This window comes from Aliisedimentitalea scapharcae (genome assembly GCF_045277565.1).
In the GTDB taxonomy this organism is placed as follows: Bacteria; Pseudomonadota; Alphaproteobacteria; order Rhodobacterales; family Rhodobacteraceae; genus Aliisedimentitalea; species Aliisedimentitalea scapharcae.
Map to the genome: position 1 here is coordinate 2,890,560 of NZ_CP123584.1, position 22,286 is coordinate 2,912,845.

Annotated in this window: 19 protein-coding genes; 11 read left to right on the top strand and 8 right to left on the bottom strand. The window is 58.9% G+C overall.

Annotated features, from left to right (window positions below; genetic code table 11):
• Positions 1-109 precede the first annotated feature (109 nt).
• Complete coding sequence (locus QEZ52_RS13545; RefSeq protein ID WP_406644901.1) at positions 110-1,663, bottom strand: arylsulfatase; 1,554 nt, start codon at positions 1,661-1,663, stop codon at positions 110-112.
• A 293-nt stretch (positions 1,664-1,956) separates the two neighbouring features.
• Entirely contained in the window at positions 1,957-2,859 is a 903-nt protein-coding gene (locus QEZ52_RS13550; RefSeq protein ID WP_406644902.1) for a LysR family transcriptional regulator, read from the bottom strand.
• Between the two features lie 132 nt (positions 2,860-2,991).
• On the opposite strand from QEZ52_RS13550, the gene QEZ52_RS13555 reads away from it, so the two are divergent.
• From QEZ52_RS13555 to QEZ52_RS13575, 5 genes are all read left to right on the top strand, one after another.
• Entirely contained in the window at positions 2,992-3,999 is a 1,008-nt protein-coding gene (locus QEZ52_RS13555; RefSeq protein ID WP_406644903.1) for a sterol desaturase family protein, read from the top strand.
• Between the two features lie 66 nt (positions 4,000-4,065).
• On the top strand, positions 4,066-4,890 hold the full coding sequence (locus QEZ52_RS13560) for a 3-methyl-2-oxobutanoate hydroxymethyltransferase (RefSeq protein WP_406644904.1): 825 nt from the start codon (positions 4,066-4,068) through the stop codon (positions 4,888-4,890).
• A 367-nt stretch (positions 4,891-5,257) separates the two neighbouring features.
• Entirely contained in the window at positions 5,258-8,401 is a 3,144-nt protein-coding gene (locus QEZ52_RS13565) for a valine--tRNA ligase (RefSeq protein WP_406644905.1), read from the top strand.
• A gap of 323 nt (positions 8,402-8,724) precedes the next feature.
• Positions 8,725-8,886 carry a hypothetical protein gene (locus QEZ52_RS13570; RefSeq protein ID WP_406644906.1) on the top strand — a complete coding sequence of 54 codons (162 nt, stop codon included), beginning with the start codon at positions 8,725-8,727 and terminating at the stop codon, positions 8,884-8,886.
• 81 nt (positions 8,887-8,967) lie between these two features.
• A complete protein-coding gene (locus tag QEZ52_RS13575) occupies positions 8,968-9,870 on the top strand; it encodes a fructose bisphosphate aldolase (RefSeq protein WP_406644907.1) in 903 nt (300 codons plus the stop codon).
• A 144-nt stretch (positions 9,871-10,014) separates the two neighbouring features.
• Here QEZ52_RS13575 and QEZ52_RS13580 read toward each other — a convergent pair whose 3' ends face one another.
• Positions 10,015-10,854, bottom strand: coding sequence for an alpha/beta fold hydrolase (locus tag QEZ52_RS13580; RefSeq protein ID WP_406644908.1), 840 nt, complete (start codon positions 10,852-10,854; stop codon positions 10,015-10,017).
• A 106-nt stretch (positions 10,855-10,960) separates the two neighbouring features.
• On the opposite strand from QEZ52_RS13580, the gene QEZ52_RS13585 reads away from it, so the two are divergent.
• Positions 10,961-11,977 (top strand): helix-turn-helix domain-containing protein, encoded by a 1,017-nt coding sequence (locus QEZ52_RS13585; RefSeq protein ID WP_406644909.1) that lies wholly within the window; start codon positions 10,961-10,963, stop codon positions 11,975-11,977.
• A 12-nt stretch (positions 11,978-11,989) separates the two neighbouring features.
• Here the strand turns inward: QEZ52_RS13585 and QEZ52_RS13590 are convergent, their stop codons facing one another.
• Together QEZ52_RS13590 and QEZ52_RS13595 are read right to left on the bottom strand one after the other, a co-directional pair.
• The gene (locus tag QEZ52_RS13590; RefSeq protein ID WP_406644910.1) at positions 11,990-12,715 is read right to left on the bottom strand and encodes a sterol desaturase family protein; all 726 of its coding nucleotides are present in this window, start codon (positions 12,713-12,715) and stop codon (positions 11,990-11,992) included.
• 67 nt (positions 12,716-12,782) lie between these two features.
• Positions 12,783-13,568, bottom strand: a complete 786-nt coding sequence (locus tag QEZ52_RS13595) for a crotonase/enoyl-CoA hydratase family protein (protein ID WP_406644911.1) — start codon at positions 13,566-13,568, stop codon at positions 12,783-12,785.
• A gap of 214 nt (positions 13,569-13,782) precedes the next feature.
• Between QEZ52_RS13595 and QEZ52_RS13600 the strand changes: the two genes are divergently transcribed.
• Both QEZ52_RS13600 and QEZ52_RS13605 read left to right on the top strand, forming a co-directional pair.
• Positions 13,783-14,889, top strand: a complete 1,107-nt coding sequence (locus tag QEZ52_RS13600; RefSeq protein WP_406644912.1) for a pyridoxal phosphate-dependent aminotransferase — start codon at positions 13,783-13,785, stop codon at positions 14,887-14,889.
• A 69-nt stretch (positions 14,890-14,958) separates the two neighbouring features.
• A complete protein-coding gene (locus tag QEZ52_RS13605; RefSeq protein WP_406644913.1) occupies positions 14,959-15,141 on the top strand; it encodes a histidinol phosphate aminotransferase in 183 nt (60 codons plus the stop codon).
• 352 nt (positions 15,142-15,493) lie between these two features.
• On the opposite strand, the gene QEZ52_RS13610 is transcribed toward QEZ52_RS13605, so the two are convergent.
• The gene (locus tag QEZ52_RS13610; protein WP_406644914.1) at positions 15,494-16,720 is read right to left on the bottom strand and encodes a pyridoxal-phosphate-dependent aminotransferase family protein; all 1,227 of its coding nucleotides are present in this window, start codon (positions 16,718-16,720) and stop codon (positions 15,494-15,496) included.
• Positions 16,721-16,997: 277 nt separating this feature from the next.
• On the opposite strand from QEZ52_RS13610, the gene QEZ52_RS13615 reads away from it, so the two are divergent.
• The gene (locus QEZ52_RS13615; RefSeq protein WP_406644915.1) at positions 16,998-18,857 is read left to right on the top strand and encodes an ABC transporter ATP-binding protein; all 1,860 of its coding nucleotides are present in this window, start codon (positions 16,998-17,000) and stop codon (positions 18,855-18,857) included.
• Between the two features lie 327 nt (positions 18,858-19,184).
• On the opposite strand, the gene QEZ52_RS13620 is transcribed toward QEZ52_RS13615, so the two are convergent.
• Positions 19,185-19,868, bottom strand: a complete 684-nt coding sequence (locus QEZ52_RS13620) for a TIGR04283 family arsenosugar biosynthesis glycosyltransferase (protein WP_406644916.1) — start codon at positions 19,866-19,868, stop codon at positions 19,185-19,187.
• An 80-nt stretch (positions 19,869-19,948) separates the two neighbouring features.
• Here QEZ52_RS13620 and QEZ52_RS13625 point away from each other — a divergent pair, with 80 nt between their 5' ends.
• Both QEZ52_RS13625 and QEZ52_RS13630 read left to right on the top strand, forming a co-directional pair.
• The gene (locus QEZ52_RS13625; RefSeq protein ID WP_406644917.1) at positions 19,949-20,686 is read left to right on the top strand and encodes a YgfZ/GcvT domain-containing protein; all 738 of its coding nucleotides are present in this window, start codon (positions 19,949-19,951) and stop codon (positions 20,684-20,686) included.
• Positions 20,683-21,495 (top strand): fructosamine kinase family protein, encoded by an 813-nt coding sequence (locus QEZ52_RS13630; RefSeq protein ID WP_406644918.1) that lies wholly within the window; start codon positions 20,683-20,685, stop codon positions 21,493-21,495. The genes QEZ52_RS13625 and QEZ52_RS13630 overlap by 4 nt, the downstream gene beginning before the upstream one ends.
• Positions 21,496-21,510: 15 nt before the next feature.
• On the opposite strand, the gene QEZ52_RS13635 is transcribed toward QEZ52_RS13630, so the two are convergent.
• Positions 21,511-22,212 carry a hypothetical protein gene (locus QEZ52_RS13635; RefSeq protein ID WP_406644919.1) on the bottom strand — a complete coding sequence of 234 codons (702 nt, stop codon included), beginning with the start codon at positions 22,210-22,212 and terminating at the stop codon, positions 21,511-21,513.
• Between the last annotated feature and the right edge of the window lie 74 nt (positions 22,213-22,286).

A 22,286-nucleotide genomic window follows, 5' to 3' on the forward strand; every position in this document is an offset into this window, starting at 1 on the left:
ATGTCTAGGGGGCGGCGCAATAATCCTGACACCACGCCCCGGCACAGCAAAAGGGCACCCCGCAAAGAGACGCCCTTTTTTCTTAGTGACTTGTTGTGCGCCCCGCGGGTCAGCCGCCCTGATTGCGCTGCAGGCTCTCGAGCACCTGGTCAATCGAGAAGCTCGCTGGTTTGGAGCGCGGCGGGTAGTCCTTGAAGGTTGCCAGGAACTGGGCAACAAATGCCTGCGCCGGTACCAGAAGATAGGTCCGCTCAATGCGCCACTGGCCATAGTTCATCGCCTCGTGCTGGGCCCGCTCGAACGGGTCGCTGTACAGATCCATGATCTTTGGCAGACGCAGGAACGTAAAGGGTTCCTCCCAGACATCGAACCCTTCTGCGCGCTGTTCGGCAAACACGACTTTCCAACGGCCATACCGCAAATTCAGCAAATCGCCCCCATCCGAGAAATACAGGAACTCCTTGCGCGGTCCTTCGTCGGTGTCGCCGCGGAAATAAGGCATGAAATCATACCCATCCAGATGGACCGGCTCGTTCTCCTCGCCGAACGGAGCCTCGGTCAGCATCCGCTCCTTCATGTCCGGATCGCCCAGCGCCGACATGAACGTCGGGAACCAATCCAGATGGCTGATGATCTGGTGGGACTTGCGCCCCGGTTCAATCACACCCGGCCATTTGATCATCATCGGAACGCGATAGCCGCCTTCCCAGTTGTCGTTCTTTTCGCCCTTGAACGGTGTGGTACCGCCATCAGGCCAGGTGAACACTTCGGCACCGTTATCGGTGGAATACATCACCACTGTATTGTCGGCGATGCCCAGGTCGTCCAGCTTGTCGAGCAGCTGCCCCACCATGCCATCATGTTCGACCATGCCATCGGGATACACTCCCAGCCCCGTCACCCCCTGGCTTTCGGGTTTGAGGTGCGTGTTGATATGCATCCGCGTCGAGTTGTACCACAGAAAGAATGGTTTTTCCTGCTCTACCGCACGGTCGATGAAATCAAGCGCTCCGGCAGTAACCTCTTCGTCAATGGTTTCCATACGCTTTTTGGTCAGCGGTCCGGTGTCTTCGACCTGACCATCCGACGACGATCGGATCACCCCGCGTGGGCCAAATTTCTCGCGGAATTCCGGGTTCTTGGGGTAATCGACATTCTCGGGCTCTTCTTCGGCATTGAGATGGTACAGATTGCCGAAAAATTCATCAAACCCGTGATTGGTCGGCAACATGCTGTCGAGATCACCCAGATGGTTCTTGCCGTATTGTCCCGTCATGTACCCTTTGGACTTCATGTATTCGGCAATGGTCGGATCCTTGACGTTCATGCCTTCCTTGGCACCCGGCAGCCCCACCTTTAGCAACCCGGTCCGGAAACCCGATTGCCCCATGACGAACGAGGCACGCCCGGCCGTACAGGATTGTTCGCCATAGCCATGCGTGAACAACATGCCTTCCTGGGCAATCCGGTCGATATTGGGTGTTTCATACCCCATCATGCCCTGATTATACGCACTGACGTTCCACATGCCGATGTCATCGCCCCAGATCACCAGAACGTTTGGTCGATCCTCTTGTGCTGTGGCCCCGGTCGAAAGCGCGACAGCGCTGGTTGCGGCAAAAGCCAGCACCACGCCTGCGCGCCGCAATAAGCCAAAACTCATGATCTATTTCCTCCATACAAAATATCCCAAACCGCCAATCCTGGCAGTTCCCGTGAAAATCAGCTCTTCAAGTACAAAAATCCGATCTCGCCAGACCGTGTAAGAAATTGTCTGGCACGCGCGGCCGCTGATATCCACAAATGTGGCAATGCAACCAATCTATCAAAATCCGCTTAAATTGTGCAGGGGAAGTTTGCAGACATTGAATCCCAAACCCCGCGTCGGCGAAAACTGCCCTGTCTCAACGTGCCCAACCTGCGCCTTCGCGCGACATCAGGCAAGTCGCACTGAGTTCAGGTGGGCTGCTGGGCAACCACGTCATCGCCGACAAAATCCATGACCCAGGTCCGAAACGCACGCGCCGCCGGGCGCAAGGCACCCCGATCCGGGTAAACCAGATGATACGCCTCCTGCCCCGGCACGCGAATGTCCGGCAGACAGGGCACCAACCCGGCCCGGCACATCGCCAGATCGCTGGCCGGGGCACGGGCCAAGGCAATCCCCCCCCCCTGTGCGGCCAATTCAGCCGCCAACAGCGAATTATCCGCAAAGAAATACCGCGCCTGACCATGCGGCAGCCGCAGGTGTTCAAACAGATGCGGCCAACTGGCGCGGTGGGTCGAGACCTCAATCAGCGTATAATCCAGCAGGTCCGAGACCGCCGTGATCTGTGCGGCGATTTCGGGTGTGGCCACAGGATACAGGACCTCGCCCATCAACCGGTCCCCTTCGGCCCCGAACAGCGCCGGATTGCCAAAGACAATCTGCAAATCCGTAAACTGATTGGCGAAATCCGCGACCATATTACCGGTGCTGAGCGCCAGGTTAATTTGTGGGTGTGCCGCCTGAAACGCGGGCACCCCGCGCGCCAGCAAACCATGGGCAAACAGCAGCACCGACTGCACGAACAGCCGCTGTTCCCGGCTTTTACCGAACAGTCCCGTGGTTGCCGTCTCCAATCGCAAAAGAGATTGCCGGACTGACGGCAGATAAGCGCGCCCGGCCTCGGTCAATGTCACTGCATGGGCATGTCGATGAAACAACGGAGTACCCAATTGGGTTTCCAGAGCTTTGACCTGCTGGCTGACGGCAGCCGCAGACATGTTCAGCTGGGCCGCCGCACGGGCAAAGCTCTCGGTGCGGGCCGCGGCCTCGAACACACGCAACCAATTGAGAGAGGGAAGACGGGTAACCATTCCGAAGGCTAAGCATAGCTTAGCCTATCCGGCAAGTCTTACCGTTCTGAATTCTTTTCACCCCACTGTACCTTGTCCCTTGCGAACACATCATCCGCCCCATGCGGTCCCCAATCAGATGAGAGACGAGACATGACCAGTCCCGCCCCCACCCAGTCCCCGCGCCCCAAACGCAAAATCTGGAATTTCACCCCTGAGCTGCCGATCCAGACCGCCCCCTATTGGAGATGGCCAATGCGCCCGCTGGCCGCGCTGCGTTATCTGCTGCGCAGCTGGAACCCGCTGGCGCTGCGCGCTTTGCTGCTGGGCTTTGCGATCTTCACATGGACGTTCCTTACCCCATCGCTGGAGCGGGTTGCCACATTCAGCTGGGATTGGGTGTTCGAAATCTGGGTCCGCAACCTATGCATCCTGTTGGTCGTGGCCGGTGGGTTGCATCTGGCCCTGTGGAAATTCCGCACCCAGAACGACGATTACCGCTATGACATGCGCCCCATGATGAAGGGGGCCAAGGTCTTTACATTCAAGAACCAGGTCTGGGACAACATGTTTTGGAGCTTGGGTCCCGCCCTGACCTTCTGGACCTTCTGGGAGAGCTTTATCCTGTTTGCCTATGCCAATGGCTGGGTGCGGATGATCACGCTGGACAGCAATCCAGTCTGGTTCATCGTCATGACCGTGTTCATCCCGATCTGGGCCGGGTTTCATTTCTACTGGCTGCATCGGCTGCTGCATGTGGGTCCGTTCTACACCAAAGTGCACGCCTGGCATCACCGCAACATCAACACCGGCCCCTGGTCCGGGTTGGCGATGCATCCGGTCGAAAGCTTTTTCCTGATGTTTGACACGATGATCTTCTTCCTGCTGCCGTCCCATCCAGTGCATGCCCTGTTCCTGCTGTTCCACCACGGCATCGGCGCGCCCACATCGCACGCCGGGTTCGAGCACCTGAAACTCGGGAAGTCGGGCAGATTCTTGGTCGGCGACTTCTTTCACCAACTGCATCACAGGTTCTTTGACTGCAATTATGGCACCTGGGAAACACCCTGGGACGAATGGTTCAACACCTTTCACGACGGCACCGACGAAGGCAATGAAATGGTCAAAGAACGCCGCCGCAAGATTTGGGCCGCCGAGTAAGTTCCCAGCCTCCCCCAACCCGCCGGGCCCATTGCGGCCCGGCACGCGCTTTTGCAAGGAAACGCCATGAAAAACATCTACACATTCGGCCGTCGCCCGGCCCAGCGCAACTATACCGTTCGCGACCTGCTTAACCTGAAACAGACCGGTGAACGTTTGACGATGTGCAACCCGGCCAACGAGGCGGAAATCCAGGCCTGTGTTGATGCGGGCATCGACTTGCTGACCCTATGGGACGTGCATCTGGACATGGCCCGCGAAATCGCCCCCACCCATTTCGCGGGAACCGCAATGAACTGGGGGCAATTTGCCACCAATGACGAGATCATGCGCCACGCGATCGATTGCATGGAAAATGGCGCGGATATGTATTTCACCAACCGCTCATTTGAGGTGGTGGAAATGTTGGCGCGCGAAAGTATCCCTGTGCAGGTGCATATGGGGCTCGTGCCCTCGCTCAGCCATTGGTCCGGCGGCCTGCGTGCCTTTGGCCGCAGCGCACAAGAGGCGATGCAGATCTTTGATACCTTCAAACGCTATGAGAACGCCGGTGCCTTTGCCTGTGAAATCGAATGCGTCGCCGAAGACACTCTGCGGCTGTTGAATGATCGCACATCAATCGTCACCATTTCGCTGGGGTCCGGCAATGCAGGCGACGTGATATTTCTGTTCATGGCCGATATCTGCGGCGAGGCAGATGCCCCACCACGTCATGCCCATGCCTTTGGTGATCTGGGTCGGCTGCACAGACAGATGTATTGCGAACGGGTTTCCGCGCTGCAAGCCTTCCAATCCGAAGTCCGCGCCAAAGCGTTTCCTTACCCGGATCAGTCGATATCCATGCATGACGGAGAGTTGGACAAACTGCACGAGGCGCTCGACAAGCTCTAGGCGTTTCAATGGGGGCGTTGCCCCCGCAGCCGCTGGCTGCTCCCCCAAGGTGTTTCGGACCAGAAAGAAGCAGCAGCGAAGCGCCCCTGACGCTTGGGCCGTCCATTCTCGCAAGGAACACTCCTGCGCAAACCCCAAGGGCAGCTTCTTCCTGGTGCGGTCATCGGCTCCTCAGCCTGTACCGCCTCAACAGAGTGCCGCGATTCTGGTTAACGAATCCTTTCCGCTTCTTTCTGGTTAAAAATACCTGAAACCCGCCTGTTCCGCCCGCGCAAGCGGTGGAATGGCAAGAAATCCCCATTGCCGCCTTCCCCTTGGCGTCGCCATTGGGTAATTGATCCGGCAACTGCATGAGGGATCAAGACGCATGGCGATGGAAAAGACGTTCAACGCGGCCCAGGCCGAGGCCCGTATCTACAAAGCCTGGGAAGACGCAGGCGCGTTCAAGGCCGGCGCGAACCGGTCGCGCGACGAAAGTTTTACCATCATGATCCCGCCGCCCAACGTCACCGGCGCGCTGCACGTGGGGCATGCGTTCAACAACACCCTGCAGGACATCCTGATCCGCTGGCACCGCATGCGCGGCTTTGACACCCTGTGGCAGCCCGGTCAGGACCACGCAGGTATCGCCACCCAGATGCAGGTGGAAAAGATGCTGGCCAACACGCAGCAACCTGGCCGCCGCGAGTTGGGCCGCGAGAAATTCCTGGAAAAGGTCTGGGAATGGAAGGGCGAATACGGCGGTACCATTGTTGAACAGCTGAAACGTCTGGGCAGCAGCTGTGACTGGGACCGCAACGCCTTTACCATGGCCGGTGCCGCGGGTGATCCCCGCGTGGGCCACGAAAACTCGCCCAATTTCCATGATGCGGTGATCAAGGTCTTTGTTGAGATGTACAACAAGGGCCTGATTTATCGCGGCAAGCGACTGGTGAATTGGGACCCGCATTTTGAGACCGCCATCTCCGATCTCGAGGTCGAAAACATCGAGACTCCGGGCCACATGTGGCACTTCAAATACCCGCTGGCGAATGGCGCGACCTACACCTATGTGGAAAAGGACGAGGACGGCAACGTCACTCTGACCGAAGAACGCGACTATATCTCCATCGCCACCACCCGCCCGGAAACCATGCTGGGCGACGGCGCGGTTGCGGTGCACCCCTCGGACGAACGTTATGCGCCCATTGTTGGCCAGCTGTGTGAAATCCCGGTCGGCCCCAAGGAACACCGCCGCCAGATCCCGATCATCACAGACGAATATCCGGACAAGGATTTTGGCTCGGGTGCCGTGAAGATCACCGGCGCGCATGATTTCAACGACAACATGGTGGCCAAACGCGGCGGCATCCCGATGTACCGCCTGATGGACACCCGCGGCGCGATGCGGGCCGATGGCGCGCCCTACGCCGAAGAGGCAGGCAAAGCGCAGGAATACGCGCGCGGCAAAGCCTTCACCGAAACCGAAATCGACGCCATCAACCTGATCCCTGATCACCTGCGCGGTCTGGACCGGTTCGAAGCGCGCGCCCGCGTGGTCGAAGAGATTACCGCCGACGGTCTGGCCGTGATGACCCGCGCCGATAACCCGGCTCTGGGCACCAAGCTGGGCGAAGACGATGACGCGGGTGCCCTGGTCCCGCTGGTCGAGGCCAAGCCGATCATGCAGCCTTTTGGCGACCGTTCGAAAGTGGTCATTGAACCGATGTTCACCGACCAGTGGTTTGTGGACGCCGAAAAGGTTGTTGGCCCGGCGTTGGATGCGGTCAAGGACGGCACGGTCAAGATCATCCCCGAGAGCGGCGAGAAGACCTATTACCACTGGCTGGAGAACATCGAACCCTGGTGCATCTCGCGTCAGCTGTGGTGGGGCCACCAGATCCCGGTCTGGTACGGTCTGAACCTGTCGGCGGAGGATTTCAAATCGGATGCAGACACCGGCGCGCTGGATCTGGTTGAACTGGGGCAGTTACTGAACGCAGGCGGCATGTTGCACCGGGGCGATGTGCACCATTGCGCCGCCTCGTTTGAGGACGTGCAAAACCGCTTCCTGGATGACAACGCCAATATCCCCAGCCCGCTGAGCCACGCCACCATTGTCGAGGCCGAAGACAAACACGACGCGATCCACAAATTCGCCGAAAGCCTCGCGCAATACGCCTTGGATCAGGATCCGACCAAGCTGATCTTTCCGGTGTGGCGCGACCCCGATGTGCTGGACACCTGGTTTTCCTCCGGCCTCTGGCCCATCGGCACGCTCGGCTGGCCTGCGGACACCGAGGAAATGCAGCGTTACTTCCCCACCGATGTGTTGATCACCGGTTTCGACATCCTGTTCTTCTGGGTGGCGCGGATGATGATGATGCAGCTGGCGGTGGTCGACAACATCCCCTTCCACACCGTCTATCTGCATCAGCTGGTGCGCGACGAGAAGGGCAAAAAGATGTCCAAGACCACCGGCAACGTCATTGACCCGCTGGAGATCGTGGACGAATTCGGTGCCGACGCGCTGCGGTTTACCAATGCGTCGATGGCGGCGATCGGCGGCGTGTTGAAACTGTCCAAGGACCGCATCACCGGCGCGCGCAATTTTGGCACCAAACTGTGGAACGCCTTCAGCTTTGCCGAGCATTACGAGATCCCCTATGCCAGCGGCAGCGAACGACCGACGCCGACGTTGACCCTGAACAAATGGATCATCGGCGAAACCGCCCGCGTGCGCGAAGAGGTGGACGCTGCGCTGGAAAGCTATCGGTTCAACGATGCCGCCAACGGGCTTTATGCCTTTGTCTGGGGCAAGGTCTGTGACTGGTATCTGGAATTCTCCAAACCGATCCTGCAGGGCGAAGACGAAGCCGCCAAGGCGGAAACCCAGGCCACGTTGCGCTGGGTGTTGGACCAGTGCCTGATCCTGATGCACCCGATCACGCCGTTTATCACCGAAGAGCTGTGGGGGTTGGACGACGCACGTGCCAAAATGTTGGTGCACGCCGACTGGCCGACCTATACGGCTGCTGAATTGGGTGATTCAGATGCGGATCGCGAAATGAACTGGGTGATTTCAGTGATCGAAAACACCCGCTCGGCGCGCTCGCAGATGCGGGTGCCGGCAGGGCTGTATGTGCCGATGCTGGTCAGTGAAATCGACGCCCATGGGCAAGCCGCCTGGGACCGCAACCAGGCGCTGATCAAACGTCTGGCGCGAATCGAGAGCCTGACCCAGATTGACGCTTTGCCAAAGGGCACCATTTCGATCTCTGCCCCCGGCGCGGCCTTTGGCCTGCCGCTGGCGGACATCATCGACGTGGACGCCGAAAAGGCACGTCTGGAAAAAGCCAAGGGCAAGTTGGCCAAGGAATTGGGTGGCCTGCGTGGTCGGTTGAACAATCCCAAATTCATCGCCTCGGCACCGGACGACGTGGTCGCAGAGGCCAAGGCCAATCTGGCCACCCGCGAAGAGGAAGACAGTCGGATCGACGAAGCATTGGCCCGCCTGGCCGAAATCGCCTGACCAGAACAGCCCCCGTCCGCCACGGGCGGGGGCTGTAGCGAGGCTCTGCCTCGCGCTCCGGGATATTTTTGGCCAGATGAACAAGGGAATCTCGGGTGCTTTTGCATGGGATCACGACATCCCAGCCCGAATTTCGACGGGGCGCAGTCCAATTGCTGTTGCGGTTATTGCGCCCCCGACGGAAATGAGATCCCGCGGTACGGGGCAGAGTAACTGGCTTTTTGACACCTGATCGTTTCGCTTAAGGACCAGAGGATTGGTCCGGGCGTGGCAACAGGCATTTGGATCCTGGTCCCCGGGCTGGTGACAAAATGCAGGAGGTCATGAACCAAGAGGTCGTGATCGACGAAACGCGGGCGGTTGCGCATGGCAAACTGGCGCGATTGGGCGCTTTGAACCCGCGCGAATTTGCCATGGCTCGCGCGGCGGATCTGGACATGCGCTACAATATGGCGCGGAATGCGGGCAAATCCTTCGTCCGTTAGCGCAACACCCGTGTTGTTTCCGGTTCGATTCACGCTATAGACACCTCCAAGACATCCATATTCTTCGGAGAGTGACGCATTATGGCAAAAGACGCTTCCATCCAGCAGCAGCAATTCGACCGCATCGCCAGTGGCAAAGGCTTTATCGCCGCCTTGGACCAATCCGGCGGCTCCACCCCCAAGGCGCTGGCGCTTTATGGTGTGATGGAAGACGCCTATTCCAATGATGACGAAATGTTCGGGGAAATCCAGAAGATGCGCGCCCGCATCATCACCGCGCCCGATTTCGGCAGCGACAAGATCCTGGGGGCCATCCTGTTCGAAAAAACCATGGACAACGCCATCGACGGTATCCAGGTTCCGGTCTACCTGTGGGAAAAATGCGGTGTTGTGCCGTTCCTGAAGGTCGACAAAGGTCTGGCGGATGAGGCCAACGGTGCCCAAGTGATGAAACCGATGCCCGATCTGGACGCCCTGTTGGCACGCGCCAATGAGGCCGGAATTTTTGGCACCAAAATGCGTTCGGTCGTCAAAGAGGCCAATGCCGACGGGATCAAGGCGGTTGTCGCCCAGCAGTTCGAAGTGGGCCAGCAGATCGTCAATGCCGGTCTGGTGCCGATCATCGAGCCCGAAGTTGACATCCATTCCGCCACCAAGGCCGAAGCCGAGGACATCCTGAAGGGTGAAATCCTGACCGCGCTGAACGCCCTGCCCGCCGACAGCAAGGTCGCGTTGAAGCTGACCATTCCAAACCAGGCGGGTTTGTATGGTGACCTGGCCGATCACCCCAATGTTGTGCGCGTCGTGGCCCTGTCGGGTGGCTATTCCACCGATGATGCTTGTGAGAAGTTGGCGCAGAACACCAAGATGATCGCATCGTTCTCTCGCGCGTTGACCGAAGGTCTGAATGTCGCGATGAGCGCGGATGAATACAACGCCGCTTTGGGATCAAACATCGACAAGATTTATCAAGCGTCTTTGTGAGACCACATATTCCTGTCGCTGGTAAAAACGCCAGCGACAGGAATGTGTCAGGATATACAATCTTCGCCTACCGCAGAAATTCTGCGGTAGGCGTTTCTTATTGATCAGAGGCAGCGCCTATCGCAACAGATGATGCGGGCTGCCTTACTTGATAAATGCCCGGATCGCTGCGGTGTATTCATCAGGGGCCTGAAAAGACGCAAAATGGCTGGTCTTCTCAAGGATCAGGAATTCGGCGGATGGAATGAGATCAGCAATCATTTTGGAATGATCCATCAGGATTGCTTCGTCAAATTCGCTCTGCACGACCAACGTTGGCACAGTCACTGATTTCAACGCCTCTGTCCCGCCGGGTTTTGAGGTGCCCCACATGGTCACAACACCACCCAGAAAAGCCTCAAATCCATCGGGTGTTGGCGACATCGCAGCATAATCCGCAGCCATCAACCCGACATAACCACCAAACAGTTCATTGGTTTCGACTGTTGGATCAACCCCATCCAAAGTGACGTTACCAGCATGCGCAAAATGGCTGGCGAGCCGATCCGGGTGAGTCTGTGAAATCGCGTATCCGATATTGGCACCATCGGACCATCCCACCAGATGCACCTTGTCGACGCCCAGATGATCCAAGAGCGCCAGATAATCGGCGGCCAACAACCCATAACTATAGTCGCTGCCATCATTTGTGGACCGGCCATGTCCGCGGGTGTCGGCGACGATGACCTTGTGATCTCGCATCAGATCAGCAACCTGAGCCCCCCAGATGTCACCATGGGCCAACCCTCCGTGGATCATCAGGATCGGGGTACCATCGTCCGCCCCATAAGTGGCGTGATACATCTCGATCCCATTGACCGACACGGTGCCCGAGGATGCGGCTTGGGGCATTGCCGGAGTATCTGGAATCGACATCCAACGGTCATCGGCCTGAACCGCAGTGGCCGTGAAAATCGCCGCAGCAGCGAGAATTTTTGCAAACATTTTGCTCTCCCTTTTATTGTGTGCCCTAATGGACCTGCCCCAAGTCTAGTGAGAAACCGGCCAAGACCGTTATGCAGCAAACGCAGATTTCAGCAGGAGCGTATCCTTGAAAAACAGAGCGATATCAACGCGCTGGTTTCCCGCATACGGGTTTTGCGAAGGTCAATCCGGACTATTTGACAACGTGTTCACGGATTTCGATCAGCAGGCAGAGCAGCTGGCCGGACACGATCAGAGTTACCTACAACTGACGCCGGGGGCCTTTCATGGGCGGTTTTTGTCAGCCTTTTTTGGGCCGGATGTTTCCATTCATCTGGAATACTGCAATCAGGCGCTTGAACAGGAAGTCATCGGGTCGCCCGACCATTTCACCTTTGGTGTGACCCTTGATGCGGCGACCGGGTTCACGAGCAAGGGCCGCCCCCTGTCGGAGGATCATTTCTTTCTGCTGCCGCCGTCCGGGAACCTGCATGTGATCAGCCCCAACCACGGGGTCGTGATGGCAATCGCGATCCGGAGTGACGCTTTTCTCAAACATCCCGTGCTGTCACCCGAGATCATGGAATGGGTCATGGCGCTGGAGGATGACATCGGCATCCTCCGCGCACCCAGATTTGCCTATCGAATGCGCGAAGACGCAATTTCCGCGGTCGAAGGGCTGGCACAAGACAACGGGTCGGCGTCCTCGGCATTAATCGGGCAGGCCCTGATCGCGGGCATCATGTCCAAACTGGCGTTGGAGTGGAGCACTACAGCCGGAAGGCGCGCAGATGGTGCAACCCCGGTATTCAATCGGTTCGATCATTGCCGGTTTTGGCTTCGGTCTCGTGACGCCACACGGATCACCACGGATGACATCGCTCAATTTGCCAAAAGCTCGCGGCGATCTGTGGAGCAATCGTTTTCCGACAACGTATCGATGGGGCCGTTGACATATATGCGGGTGGTCAGGCTGCATGATGTGCGACGCACGATGCTGGACCCGTCGTTTCGGGATCATTCGATCGGGGATATCGCGGCCCGGCATGGGTTCTGGGATTGGAGCCGTTTCTCAAATCAATACCGTCGCCATTTTGGTGAATTACCATCGGCAACACGCAAATCCCGGGCAAACCGGTGCTAGGGTCAGGGGGCTTTAAACCCGCGCTGCCTGTTCGATCTCCTGGGAGGATAGATCGTATTTCTGGGTAAATGTTTCGCGGGCCGACATCAGGCGTGGATCATCTGGTTTCAATCCCAGTGTACGGATAAATTCAATGCGTTGCTGATCGCGCAGGGCATCCCGCGCAATTGCGGTCCCCATTGCCCGGTCGATCACCTCGCCCCCGGGTGACACATGGAACCATTTGGAAAAATCCCGGAAATGATGCTGGTTGTGCAAGGTGGTGACATGACGTTCGACCCGTGTTTTACGTACCGGCAAATGTGCGGTCATGTGAAACCATTCGTACCCCAAAAAGGTCGAAACACCCCCAACCAGCACTACAGCGGCGGCAATCATCATCGCATCTGCAGGTAGAACAACACGCGCCGCCCCCCAAACCAGCCCAAAATTGACAACCAGCATGGGCAGGGACACCCAGATCGGGGCAAAGAACAGCTTGGGTTTGGTCGGAAAATCATGGTGCCCATAATGCGCCTGATACAAAAGGTTGAATGCCCATTGGCTGCGCGGTGGGTTCAGGTGAAACACATGCCTGTGCAATCCGTATTCATTCAGCATCTGCGCCGGGATCCCCAACAGGATCAGCGTCCACTGCCATGTCGCGCCCTGCCAGATTAGGACCCCCACCCCCAACGCAACAGCGGCAATCATCGGTGGGATAGAATTGTGGTGAAACAGCAATGGCAGTCGGTGCACGGCTTCCCTCATTGAACTGAACAGTGACCGGACAGGCACGACGGCCCCGTCGCGGTGGTTCATGTGCCTATTTAAAGACCGGTTTGCGACCTTGCATCTGCGCCGCAATCACTTCCATCTGTTCAGGCTTGCCGATCAGGTCCACCTGTTCCCGGCTTTCCTGCAATAGAACATCCGCCTGGGACGCCCCCGCTTCGGCGAACCCAATCAGACGCTTTGCCGCGCGGATGGCGTTGGGCCCCTTGTCGGCGATCTCGGCTGCCAGGTCCTGCGCAGCGCGCAGCGGATTTTCACAGACCTGGGTTACCAATCCCCAGCGTTCGGCCTGATCCGCCGTGATGGGGCGGGCAGTATAGGTTAGCTGGCGCAAAACGTCCGAGCGTACCAGCTGTGGCAACAAGGCCATGCCCCCCATGTCCGGCACGATACCCCATTTCATTTCCATAACCGCCAGCTTTGCATCCGGCCCGGCAATCCGGATATCGGCCCCCAGCGCCAGTTGCAGACCACCGCCATACACCACCCCATGCAGGGCCGCGATCACCGGAACAGGCACCCGACGCCAGACCATTGCCACTTCCTGCATTTCGTTGGCGTCTTCGTGGCTGCGCTCCATCAACCAGGCCTTGGGATCGATCTTCCCCATCTGGGCAAAGCTCATCAGATCCAGACCGGCACAGAACCCCTTGCCCTCTCCCGACAGGACGACTGCACGCGCATCCGAAGCCGCGACCTCCTGGCCTGCAGCAAGGATTGCCTTGACCATGGCATCATCCAGCGCATTCACCTTGTCGCCTCGTGTGAGGGTCACATGAGCGATATTGTCAGCATATGTCACTGATACCCGTGCCATCGCAGATCTCCTTGTCCCGGTTTCTCCAAAGATTGCCCTGATCCCGCTTGGCATGCCACTGCAACGTGGCGGAACCCTGCCCCCGAGGCACTGCCTGCGCCACAGGCAAGAATTTTAAAAAATTCTTGGCAAAATTCTTGCTAAGAATTTTCCACCGCCATCGGAGGCCTTCTCCCCTCTTGCGGCACCGGGCCGAGCCTGTTTATCTGCCCTCATGACCCATACTCGTTTCACGCCCCTCGCCGCCTCTCTGCCCTCGACCGTTCCGTTTGTCGGACCCGAAACCCAGGAAAGGGCGCGCGGGTCGGTTTTTGAGGCCCGGCTAGGTGCCAATGAGAATGTTTTTGGCCCCTCACCAAGAGCAATTGCCGCAATGCAAGCAACAGCTGGGGACGTCTGGATGTACGGCGACCCCGAAAATCATGACCTACGTCAGGCTTTGGCCGCCCATCACGGCGTGCGTGCCGACAACATCATGGTAGGTGAAGGCATCGACGGATTGCTGGGGTACCTCGCCCGATTGCTGGTGGCCCCCGGCGATAGCGTGGTCACGTCACAGGGTGCTTATCCTACGTTCAACTATCATGTGGCTGGGTTTGGTGGCCAAGTGCACACGGTCCCCTATACCAAAGACCACGAAGACCCGGCCGCTTTGTTTGCCAAGGCCGCCGAGGTCGATGCCAAGATTGTGTATTTGGCCAATCCCGACAACCCGATGGGCAGTTGGCATTCCGGGGCTGACATTGTCGCTTCGCTGTCGGATCTCCCCGACGGCACGCTGTTGTTGCTGGACGAAGCTTATGTGGAATGCGCCCCTCCGGGGACCGCGGCACCTGTCGCGGCAGATGATCCCCGTGTCATTCGAATGCGCACGTTTTCCAAGGCGTATGGCATGGCGGGGGCCCGCGTTGGGTATGCGCTGGCGCATCCGGATCTGATTCAGGCCTTTCACAAGGTGCGCAACCATTTTGGGATGAACCGCATGGCTCAGGCCGGTGCTCTTGCAGCATTGCAGGACACAGAGTGGCTGACCCATGTTCTGCGCGAAGTCGACACGGCCCGGACCCGGATCGCGGAAATCGCGGCAGAAAACGGATTGTCTGCGCTTGCCTCGGCCACCAATTTCGTGGCCATTGATTGCGGGAAAGACGGCGAATTCGCCAAATCGGTTCTGGACGGATTGATCGCGCGGGGTATCTTTGCCCGGATGCCTTTTGCTGCTCCGCAGAACCGATGCATCCGGATCAGCTGTGGACCAGAAATCATGTTGGATGCTTTTGCCGCAGCCCTGCCCGCAGCGCTGAAAGACGCCAGAGGCTGACGCTCGCAATAGATTTACCAGACATTCACCACCTGTGCGCTATACTTTTCGCTCAGGAGGTATGGCAAAATGTCGGACAGTCATGAACGACCAAGGGCCCCTGACTACACCAATGCAGCCATTACAATGCTGGGTGTGAATCTGATGTGGATCTTTTTTGTGATCTGGGTGCTGTTTGGCGTCGTCCCGGTTCTGTTGTTGGCGCTTCTGATCAACCACGGCATTGACCGGTACGCGGCGGTTCGAAACTGAACCAGCCCGGAAGTCCATCATGGATGGTCATCCCACACGTTCGGTGAGCGGGTGGCGCATTTCGCATGTGGCGGAGTACCCGTTGCCACATATACCAGCGATCATCACAGCGCGATTCGACACGTGTTCCGTCGACTTGGATGCACCAGATCGTGGATGTGCCTTCAACGTGCCCCGTTAAACCTGTCCCGGAAATTTGCGCCCCGGTATTGATGAGCCCCCTAAGGCCGAGTTTGCCCCAAGCCATTTGTCGCCCGGCGAACGCCACCAACGGGTGCGATGACCAGCCCCCAGGGGACGCCTATCCTCGTCGCTGGACTCCCTTCGTGGAACACCTGATGACGAAACATCCTCAATCAGTGGAATCGTGCTGGGCCAGAACTCTTGCAGCCGCTTCGATCGCTCCGCCCCCATGTGGAATATCCAACGCCGTTAACCCAGTTTGAACACCTCCGAGCAACCCCATGATCATCTGCCCGTTCACATGTCCCATATGCCCGAACCGGAACACGCCGTCGCCCGCGGGGTCGCCGTCCGAGGCCATTCCCAAACCGATACCCAACGTCAATCCCAGATGACGCTCCACCCAGGATCGCAACCGGGTGCCATCCGGGGAGTCCAGCTTTAACGCCGTCACCGCATGCGATCGTAGCTCTGGTCGGGAAACGTTCAGCGCAAACGACCCACCCTGCCCCCAGGCTTCGCTCGCCGCCCAGATCGCCTGTGCCAAGACCGCGTGACGCGCCCAGACGTGCTCCATGCCTTCTTCCAGGATCATGTCCAGCGCGACCCGCAGGCCATAAAGATGATGCGTCGGCGCGGTGCCGGCAAAATACTGAAAATAAGCTTCTGGATTCGCCCGTGGGGCCCAGTCCCAATACCGAGACACACGGGGCAAACTGCGCCGCCTGTCTTCGGCCTTGGGGTTGAAAAACACAAAGCCCAGACCGGGCGGAACCATCAAACCCTTTTGGCTGGCTGTAACCGCCACATCCACACCCCAGGCATCCATTTCAAACCGGTCGCACCCCATCGACGCAATGCAATCGGCCATCAACAGGGCCGGATGGTCCAGCTCATCCAGAACCGCCCGCAGTGCCCGAATGTCATTGCGGATCGAACTGGAGGTATCAACGTGAACGGCCAACACCGCTTTGATCTGATGCGCTGTATCGGCATGCAGCACATCAGCGATCCGGGCAATATCCCAACCGTTCGTGCGTCCAAAATCCAGAATTCGGGCCTGTGCCCCGATCCCCTCGGCCATTTCCGCCCACCCCATTGCAAAGCGACCAGAGGCAGGAACCAGAACCGTTTCGCCGGGTGCCACAGTGTTGGACAGCGCGGCTTCCCAGGCAGCATGTCCATTCCCGATGTAGATCGCGGCCTGATGTCTGGTGCGTGCCACTTTGCACAGATCCGGGATCAACCCATGGGTCATCTCGACGAGTTCGCCGTTGTAGATATTGGGCGACGCCCGATGCATCGCCCGCAAAACCGCATCCGGCATTACCGATGGGCCCGGGATCGCCAGATAACTGCGCCCCTGCGCGAGGGTTCTTGCCTGTTTGCCTGCCATGACAGCCTCTCCTGAACCCGAACGAACACGGTCTTGATCACACCGCGATCACCCCGCGTTCATCCGGATGAAATTCCGTAATTTTGGGCCACCTTAGCGGCGCGCCGACCAGCGTCAATCTGGGATGTTTCACAAAGCATCACGAACGCGCCTGACCCTCCCCCCCCGGGCAAAGCTTGCACCCGCCGACACAGCTGCTTAAATGGCCCGGGCATAAAACCCGAGGTCACCGCATAGTGCGGCGCTTGCCCTCTTCCCAACAGATGGAGCCATCTATATGAGCCGTAAACCTGCCTCCTCTGCCGGGTTGATGCGCTGGGTCTGGACCGGGTACCTGCATCGCCATCTGGGACTTCTGGGTGTTGCGCTCATGTTCATGCTGCTCGAAGGCAGCATGGTCGGGGCCGTCAGCTATATGATGCAGCCGATGTTTGACGAGATTTTCGTCAAGGGAAACACCGGATCTCTGGGTTGGGTCAGCCTGGCGTTTCTGATCATCTTCACCCTGCGGGGGCTGGCTGGTGGTGGTCAAAAAGTGCTTCTGGCCCGGATTTCCCAGGAAACCGCTGCCCATCTGCGCATGGATATTCTGAATCGCACGATCCGCCAGGACCCGTCGTTTCACCAGACCCACCCGCCGGGCTTTTTGATTCAACGAATCCAAAGCGATGTGTCTGCCGTGAACCAGGTCTGGCAAGTGATCATCACCGGTGCCGGTCGCGATGCTGTGTCTCTGGTCGTTCTGATGGCCGTTGCGATCAATGTGGACTGGGCCTGGACCGCGGTGATGATGGGCGGTTTGCCGTTGCTGCTGCTGCCGATTGCCGTCGCCCAGCGGTATGTACGCAAAAAGGCGGCTCAGGCCCGCGATCTGGGAGCCACGCTGGCCACCCGGTTGGACGAGATCTTTCATGGGATTGTCCCGGTCAAGCTGAACAATCTGGAAGAATATCAAGCCGGACGGTTCAACACCCACATGAATGGGTTTGTCCGCTCGGAAGTGCGGGTGATCTTTGGAGCGGCGTCTCTCACAGCGATGATTGATTTCATGGCCGGGCTCGGGTTCATGGGGGTGCTGCTGTATGGCGGCTCAGAAATCATTCAGGGCGAAAAATCAGTTGGCCAGTTCATGAGTTTTTTCACCGCCATTGGTCTGGCCTTTGATCCCATGCGTCGGCTCGCCTCGGTCAGCGGCACCTGGCAGGTCGCCGCCGCGGCGCTGGAACGGATCAAGGAGCTTATGGATGCGCCAATCACGCTGACCTCTCCGGAAAATCCCGTTGCGGCCCCGACTGGCCTGCCCGACATCCGGTTGGACAATGTGACCCTGAAATACGGTGACTCAACAGTACTGAACAATTTGAGCCTGACCGCGGAGCCGGGAAAAACGGTCGCGTTGGTTGGCGCATCCGGTGCCGGTAAATCGACGATTTTCAACCTGTTGACACGTCTTGTCGATCCACAGGAAGGCCGCGTGAGCGTTGGCGGTGTGGCCGTGGCGGACATGGATCTGGGAGAGCTGCGCAACCTCTATTCAGTGGTCACGCAGGAGGCGCTATTGTTTGACGAAACTCTGCGCGAAAATATTCTGTTGGGACGCACGGACGTCAGCGATGCGACGTTAAAAAAGGTGCTGGACGCCGCCCATGTCAGTGATTTCCTCCCCAAGCTGGCCGATGGGTTGGACACCCAAGTCGGCCCGCGCGGGTCCGCCCTTTCGGGGGGGCAACGTCAGCGGGTGGTGATTGCACGCGCGCTTTTGCGGGACACGCCGATCTTGCTGTTGGATGAAGCGACTTCGGCTTTGGACGCGCAATCTGAGAAGGTGGTGCAGGAAGCCCTGGACCGGCTGTCCGGTGGGCGCACCACATTGGTCATTGCACACCGCCTGTCGACGATCCGGTCCGCAGATCTGATCGTCGTCATGGAACGCGGTGAGGTGGTCGACCAGGGCACGCATGACGAACTGTTGGCCCGAGGTGGTATCTATGCCGACCTCTATCGGTTGCAGTTCCAGGACGGCAAGACGCTGGTGGACCCGGAAGGCGTCGCCGCCCAGATCCGCGACGATCCTGCAGAGGCCCGGCCAAGAAGCCACTGGCTGCGACGCCTGACCACGCGGATGTTCGGCATCTGACACCTGCGGCACCAAAACCGCCGGAGTGCTCCCGCCCGCTGTGCCAGCATCAAAGATGCAGACACAGCCGTTGGGCCGGGCAGTGCTGCGCACTGCCGTCCCAAACTGTCCCGTCCCGTATTATTCAGGCCGGTTCAAAGCGGGTGCGCCCCCCCCCCCCCCCCCAGGCCCGAACCAAGCTGCCCCAAGACATCCAAAAAGATTGCAAAAGCTTGGCCAGCCTGTGCGAGTCGCGTGGGCATCGACGCACCGCAGTGCGCAAAGCGCACTGCCCGGCCCAACGGGCAAGGGGCATGAAATGCACTGATGCCGGGCGGGAGCCCTGAGTCATGGTTTGCGGTAGCTGTCTGCCAACACCTGCGGGTCAGCGCCGCAGAGATACCGGATCAGGGTCCACAGGTTGCGTCCCCCCCGTTTGAACCAGCCGGCGGCCTGATACCGCTGGGCACCCGTGCAGGCGGCGAACGGGAGCATGATCGCTCGCGGCAGGTTTCGGATCAGCGCAACATCTTCCATCAATGGCTGATCCGGGTAGCCACCAGCTTTCTCGTAGACCTCGCGAGAGACCAGCAGCCCCTGGTCGCCATAGGGCAACCCGAACACTCTGGTGCGTATATTCGCCCACCCCGCGACCCAGGCTGCACCAAAACCGGTGGCGCGAAATCGCAGCCGGAAACAGGCCGGCTCACTTGCACCGCGGTTCAGATGTTCGGCAACCGAAACGGACCATCCGTCCTCCAACCGCGTATCCGCATGCAAAATCAACAGCCACGGCCGCCGGGCGCGCGCGCAGCCGCGGCGCAGTTGCCCGCCACGCGATGCTGGGCCGCCAACAATCTTGGCTCCGACCTCTTCTGCAATGGTCAATGTCGCATCCCGCGACCCGCCATCCGTTATGATCACGTCGTGGATCAACCCCGCATGCAGCCCCTCCATCAAGGCCTCGAGGCAGCCCGGCAGTTCCGCCTCGGCATTCAAGGTTGGGATGATCACCGAAATCTCAGCAGGCATGGGGGTGGTTTGTCCTGTTCTTTTGCACCTGTGTTCCTATATCACCTAGACACAGCTGACCATCGAAACCGAGGGTACTCATGACCACGCGCCGCATTCTGCGTCTGACCGGAACAGACACCAGGGACTTCCTGCAAGGGCTTGTCACCAATGACGTCACCAAGCTGAACGACGGATTGGTCTATGCGGCGTTGTTGACACCACAGGGCAAATATCTGGCGGACTTCTTTCTGGTGCCGGATGGCGATGCGGTATTGCTGGATGTGGCCACGGATCTGGCCGATGGCCTGGTCAAGCGGTTGAGCATGTACCGGCTGCGGGCCGATGTTCAGATCGAGGTGACCGACCTGGGGGTGACACGCGGCACCGGGCCGGCACCCCAATCTGCTTTTGCCGATCCGCGCCACACGGATCTGGGCTGGCGCCTGTATGGCAGTGCAACGGGGACCGATGACAGCGATTGGGACGCCATCCGGGTGGCCCATTGCATCCCTGAAACCGGCATTGAACTGACTGCGGACAGCTATATCCTGGAAGCGGGCTTTGAACGCTTGAACGGGGTTGATTTCCGCAAGGGCTGTTATGTCGGCCAAGAGGTCACCGCCCGGATGAAGCACAAAACCGAATTGCGCAAGGGCCTGCGCCAGATTCGCATTCAGGGCGACGCCGATGTTGGAACCGAAATCCTGTCAGAGGGCAAAGTCGCAGGCACATTGTTCACCCACACAGACACGGTCGGGATTGCATATCTGCGGTTTGACCGGGCCCGACCCGGCATGACGGCAGGGGATGCCCGGATCGACTTGCCGGACGCGTGACCCACGGCGATCTGCGACTGACAGTTGAAACACTGCTCGACACCAAGGTGACGGGCCTACGTCCCCTGCACGGGGGTAATCTGTCGATCGTCACCGAGGTCGAGCTGGGCGATGGCAGGCACATCGTTGCCAAAACCGGCACTCTTGTGGATCGCGAGGCCCGAATGTTGGATGCTATGGCGGCAGCCGGTGCGCGGGTGCCACAAGTGTTGAAGGTGTCACCAGGGCTGATCCTCATGGAGCGGCTGGAAGAAATTCCTGCCAATTCTTTGGGCTGGCAGGATTTGGGGCATATGCTACGTCACCTGCATACGCCTCGACAGCGCGCCTTTGGCTGGCAATACGACTATGCCTTTGGCCCCGTCACCATCGCGAATACACAAACTACGAATTGGCCCCGGTTCTGGTGTGAAAATCGCCTGCTGGCCGGGTTGGACACCCTGCCCCTGGACCTAAGCCGCCGCGTGGAACACCTGGCACACCAGCTCGTTGATCATCTGCCTGAGTCGCCGCCTGTGTCCCTGTTGCACGGGGACCTTTGGGTGGGAAACATCCTCTTTTCGACAGGACCATCTGCGTGGTTAATTGACCCGGCCTGCTATCATGGGCACGCCGAAGTCGATCTGGCCATGTTGTCGTTGTTTGCCAAACCGGACCCTGCCTTTTTTGTGGCCTATGGCCCCCTTGCTCCGGGGTATGCTAGACGTGAAGCGATCTATCAGCTGTGGCCCGCGCTGGTGCATCTGCGCCTATTCGGGTCCGGCTATCGTCCCATGGTCGAAACGCGGCTGAACCGGCTGGGTGTCTGACCCGCGCCGGAGCAATTATTGCAGCGGAAGTCCCTGACGGTTGAATTTGACGTTTTCGGTACTGAGGTCGTCATAGGTCACATGCACTTCGACCAGAGCCACCTGCCCCAACCCAAAATTGCGGTACGGCAACCCGTCGCTTTCCTTGATCGCATTTGGTGTTGGGTCATTCAGATGACAGGGGGGCAATGGCCAGGGCTGTGGGGAGTCGCCGTTCACGCCCACCTTGACCTCCAGCAATCCACAGCGCCAGGACCACAGATGGGTCACATACAACAGGTCTTCACCGTTGAATTCCCGCACCGAAATCCAGTTTGCCTTGGTCATGGACAGGATCGGTTTGACTTCTACCGCGGTGGTAAACCGCCCGCTGGGCACCTGTGGTTCGGCCTGCAAAGCTGCGGGTGCCGCACCAGATGCTGCGCCAGATGCCGTACCGGATGCTGCACTGCCCAGAAAGGCCGTGGCCGGAGCCGGTTCACCGGCAGGTGCTGCTGGCGCGCTGCCCAGAAACGATGGCGTCGCCGGCTGTTCGGCCTGGGATTGGTCGCCCGATTGCGCGGGTGCCAGGAACATGGGAGTGGCGGCAACCTCAGCTTCAGCCTGCGCCGTCACCATTGTGTCCTGATCTCCGGCAACCTGCGTGCCGGCCCCAGAATCGCCTACAGGTACCGATTGCACGATGACCGCGACGACAAACGCCAGAAATTCAAACATGATCCCAATCCTCCTGCTCCGGCCGGAGCCTTGTCCGGGGTATCCCCAAAAAATTCACATCCGGGGCTACGCGG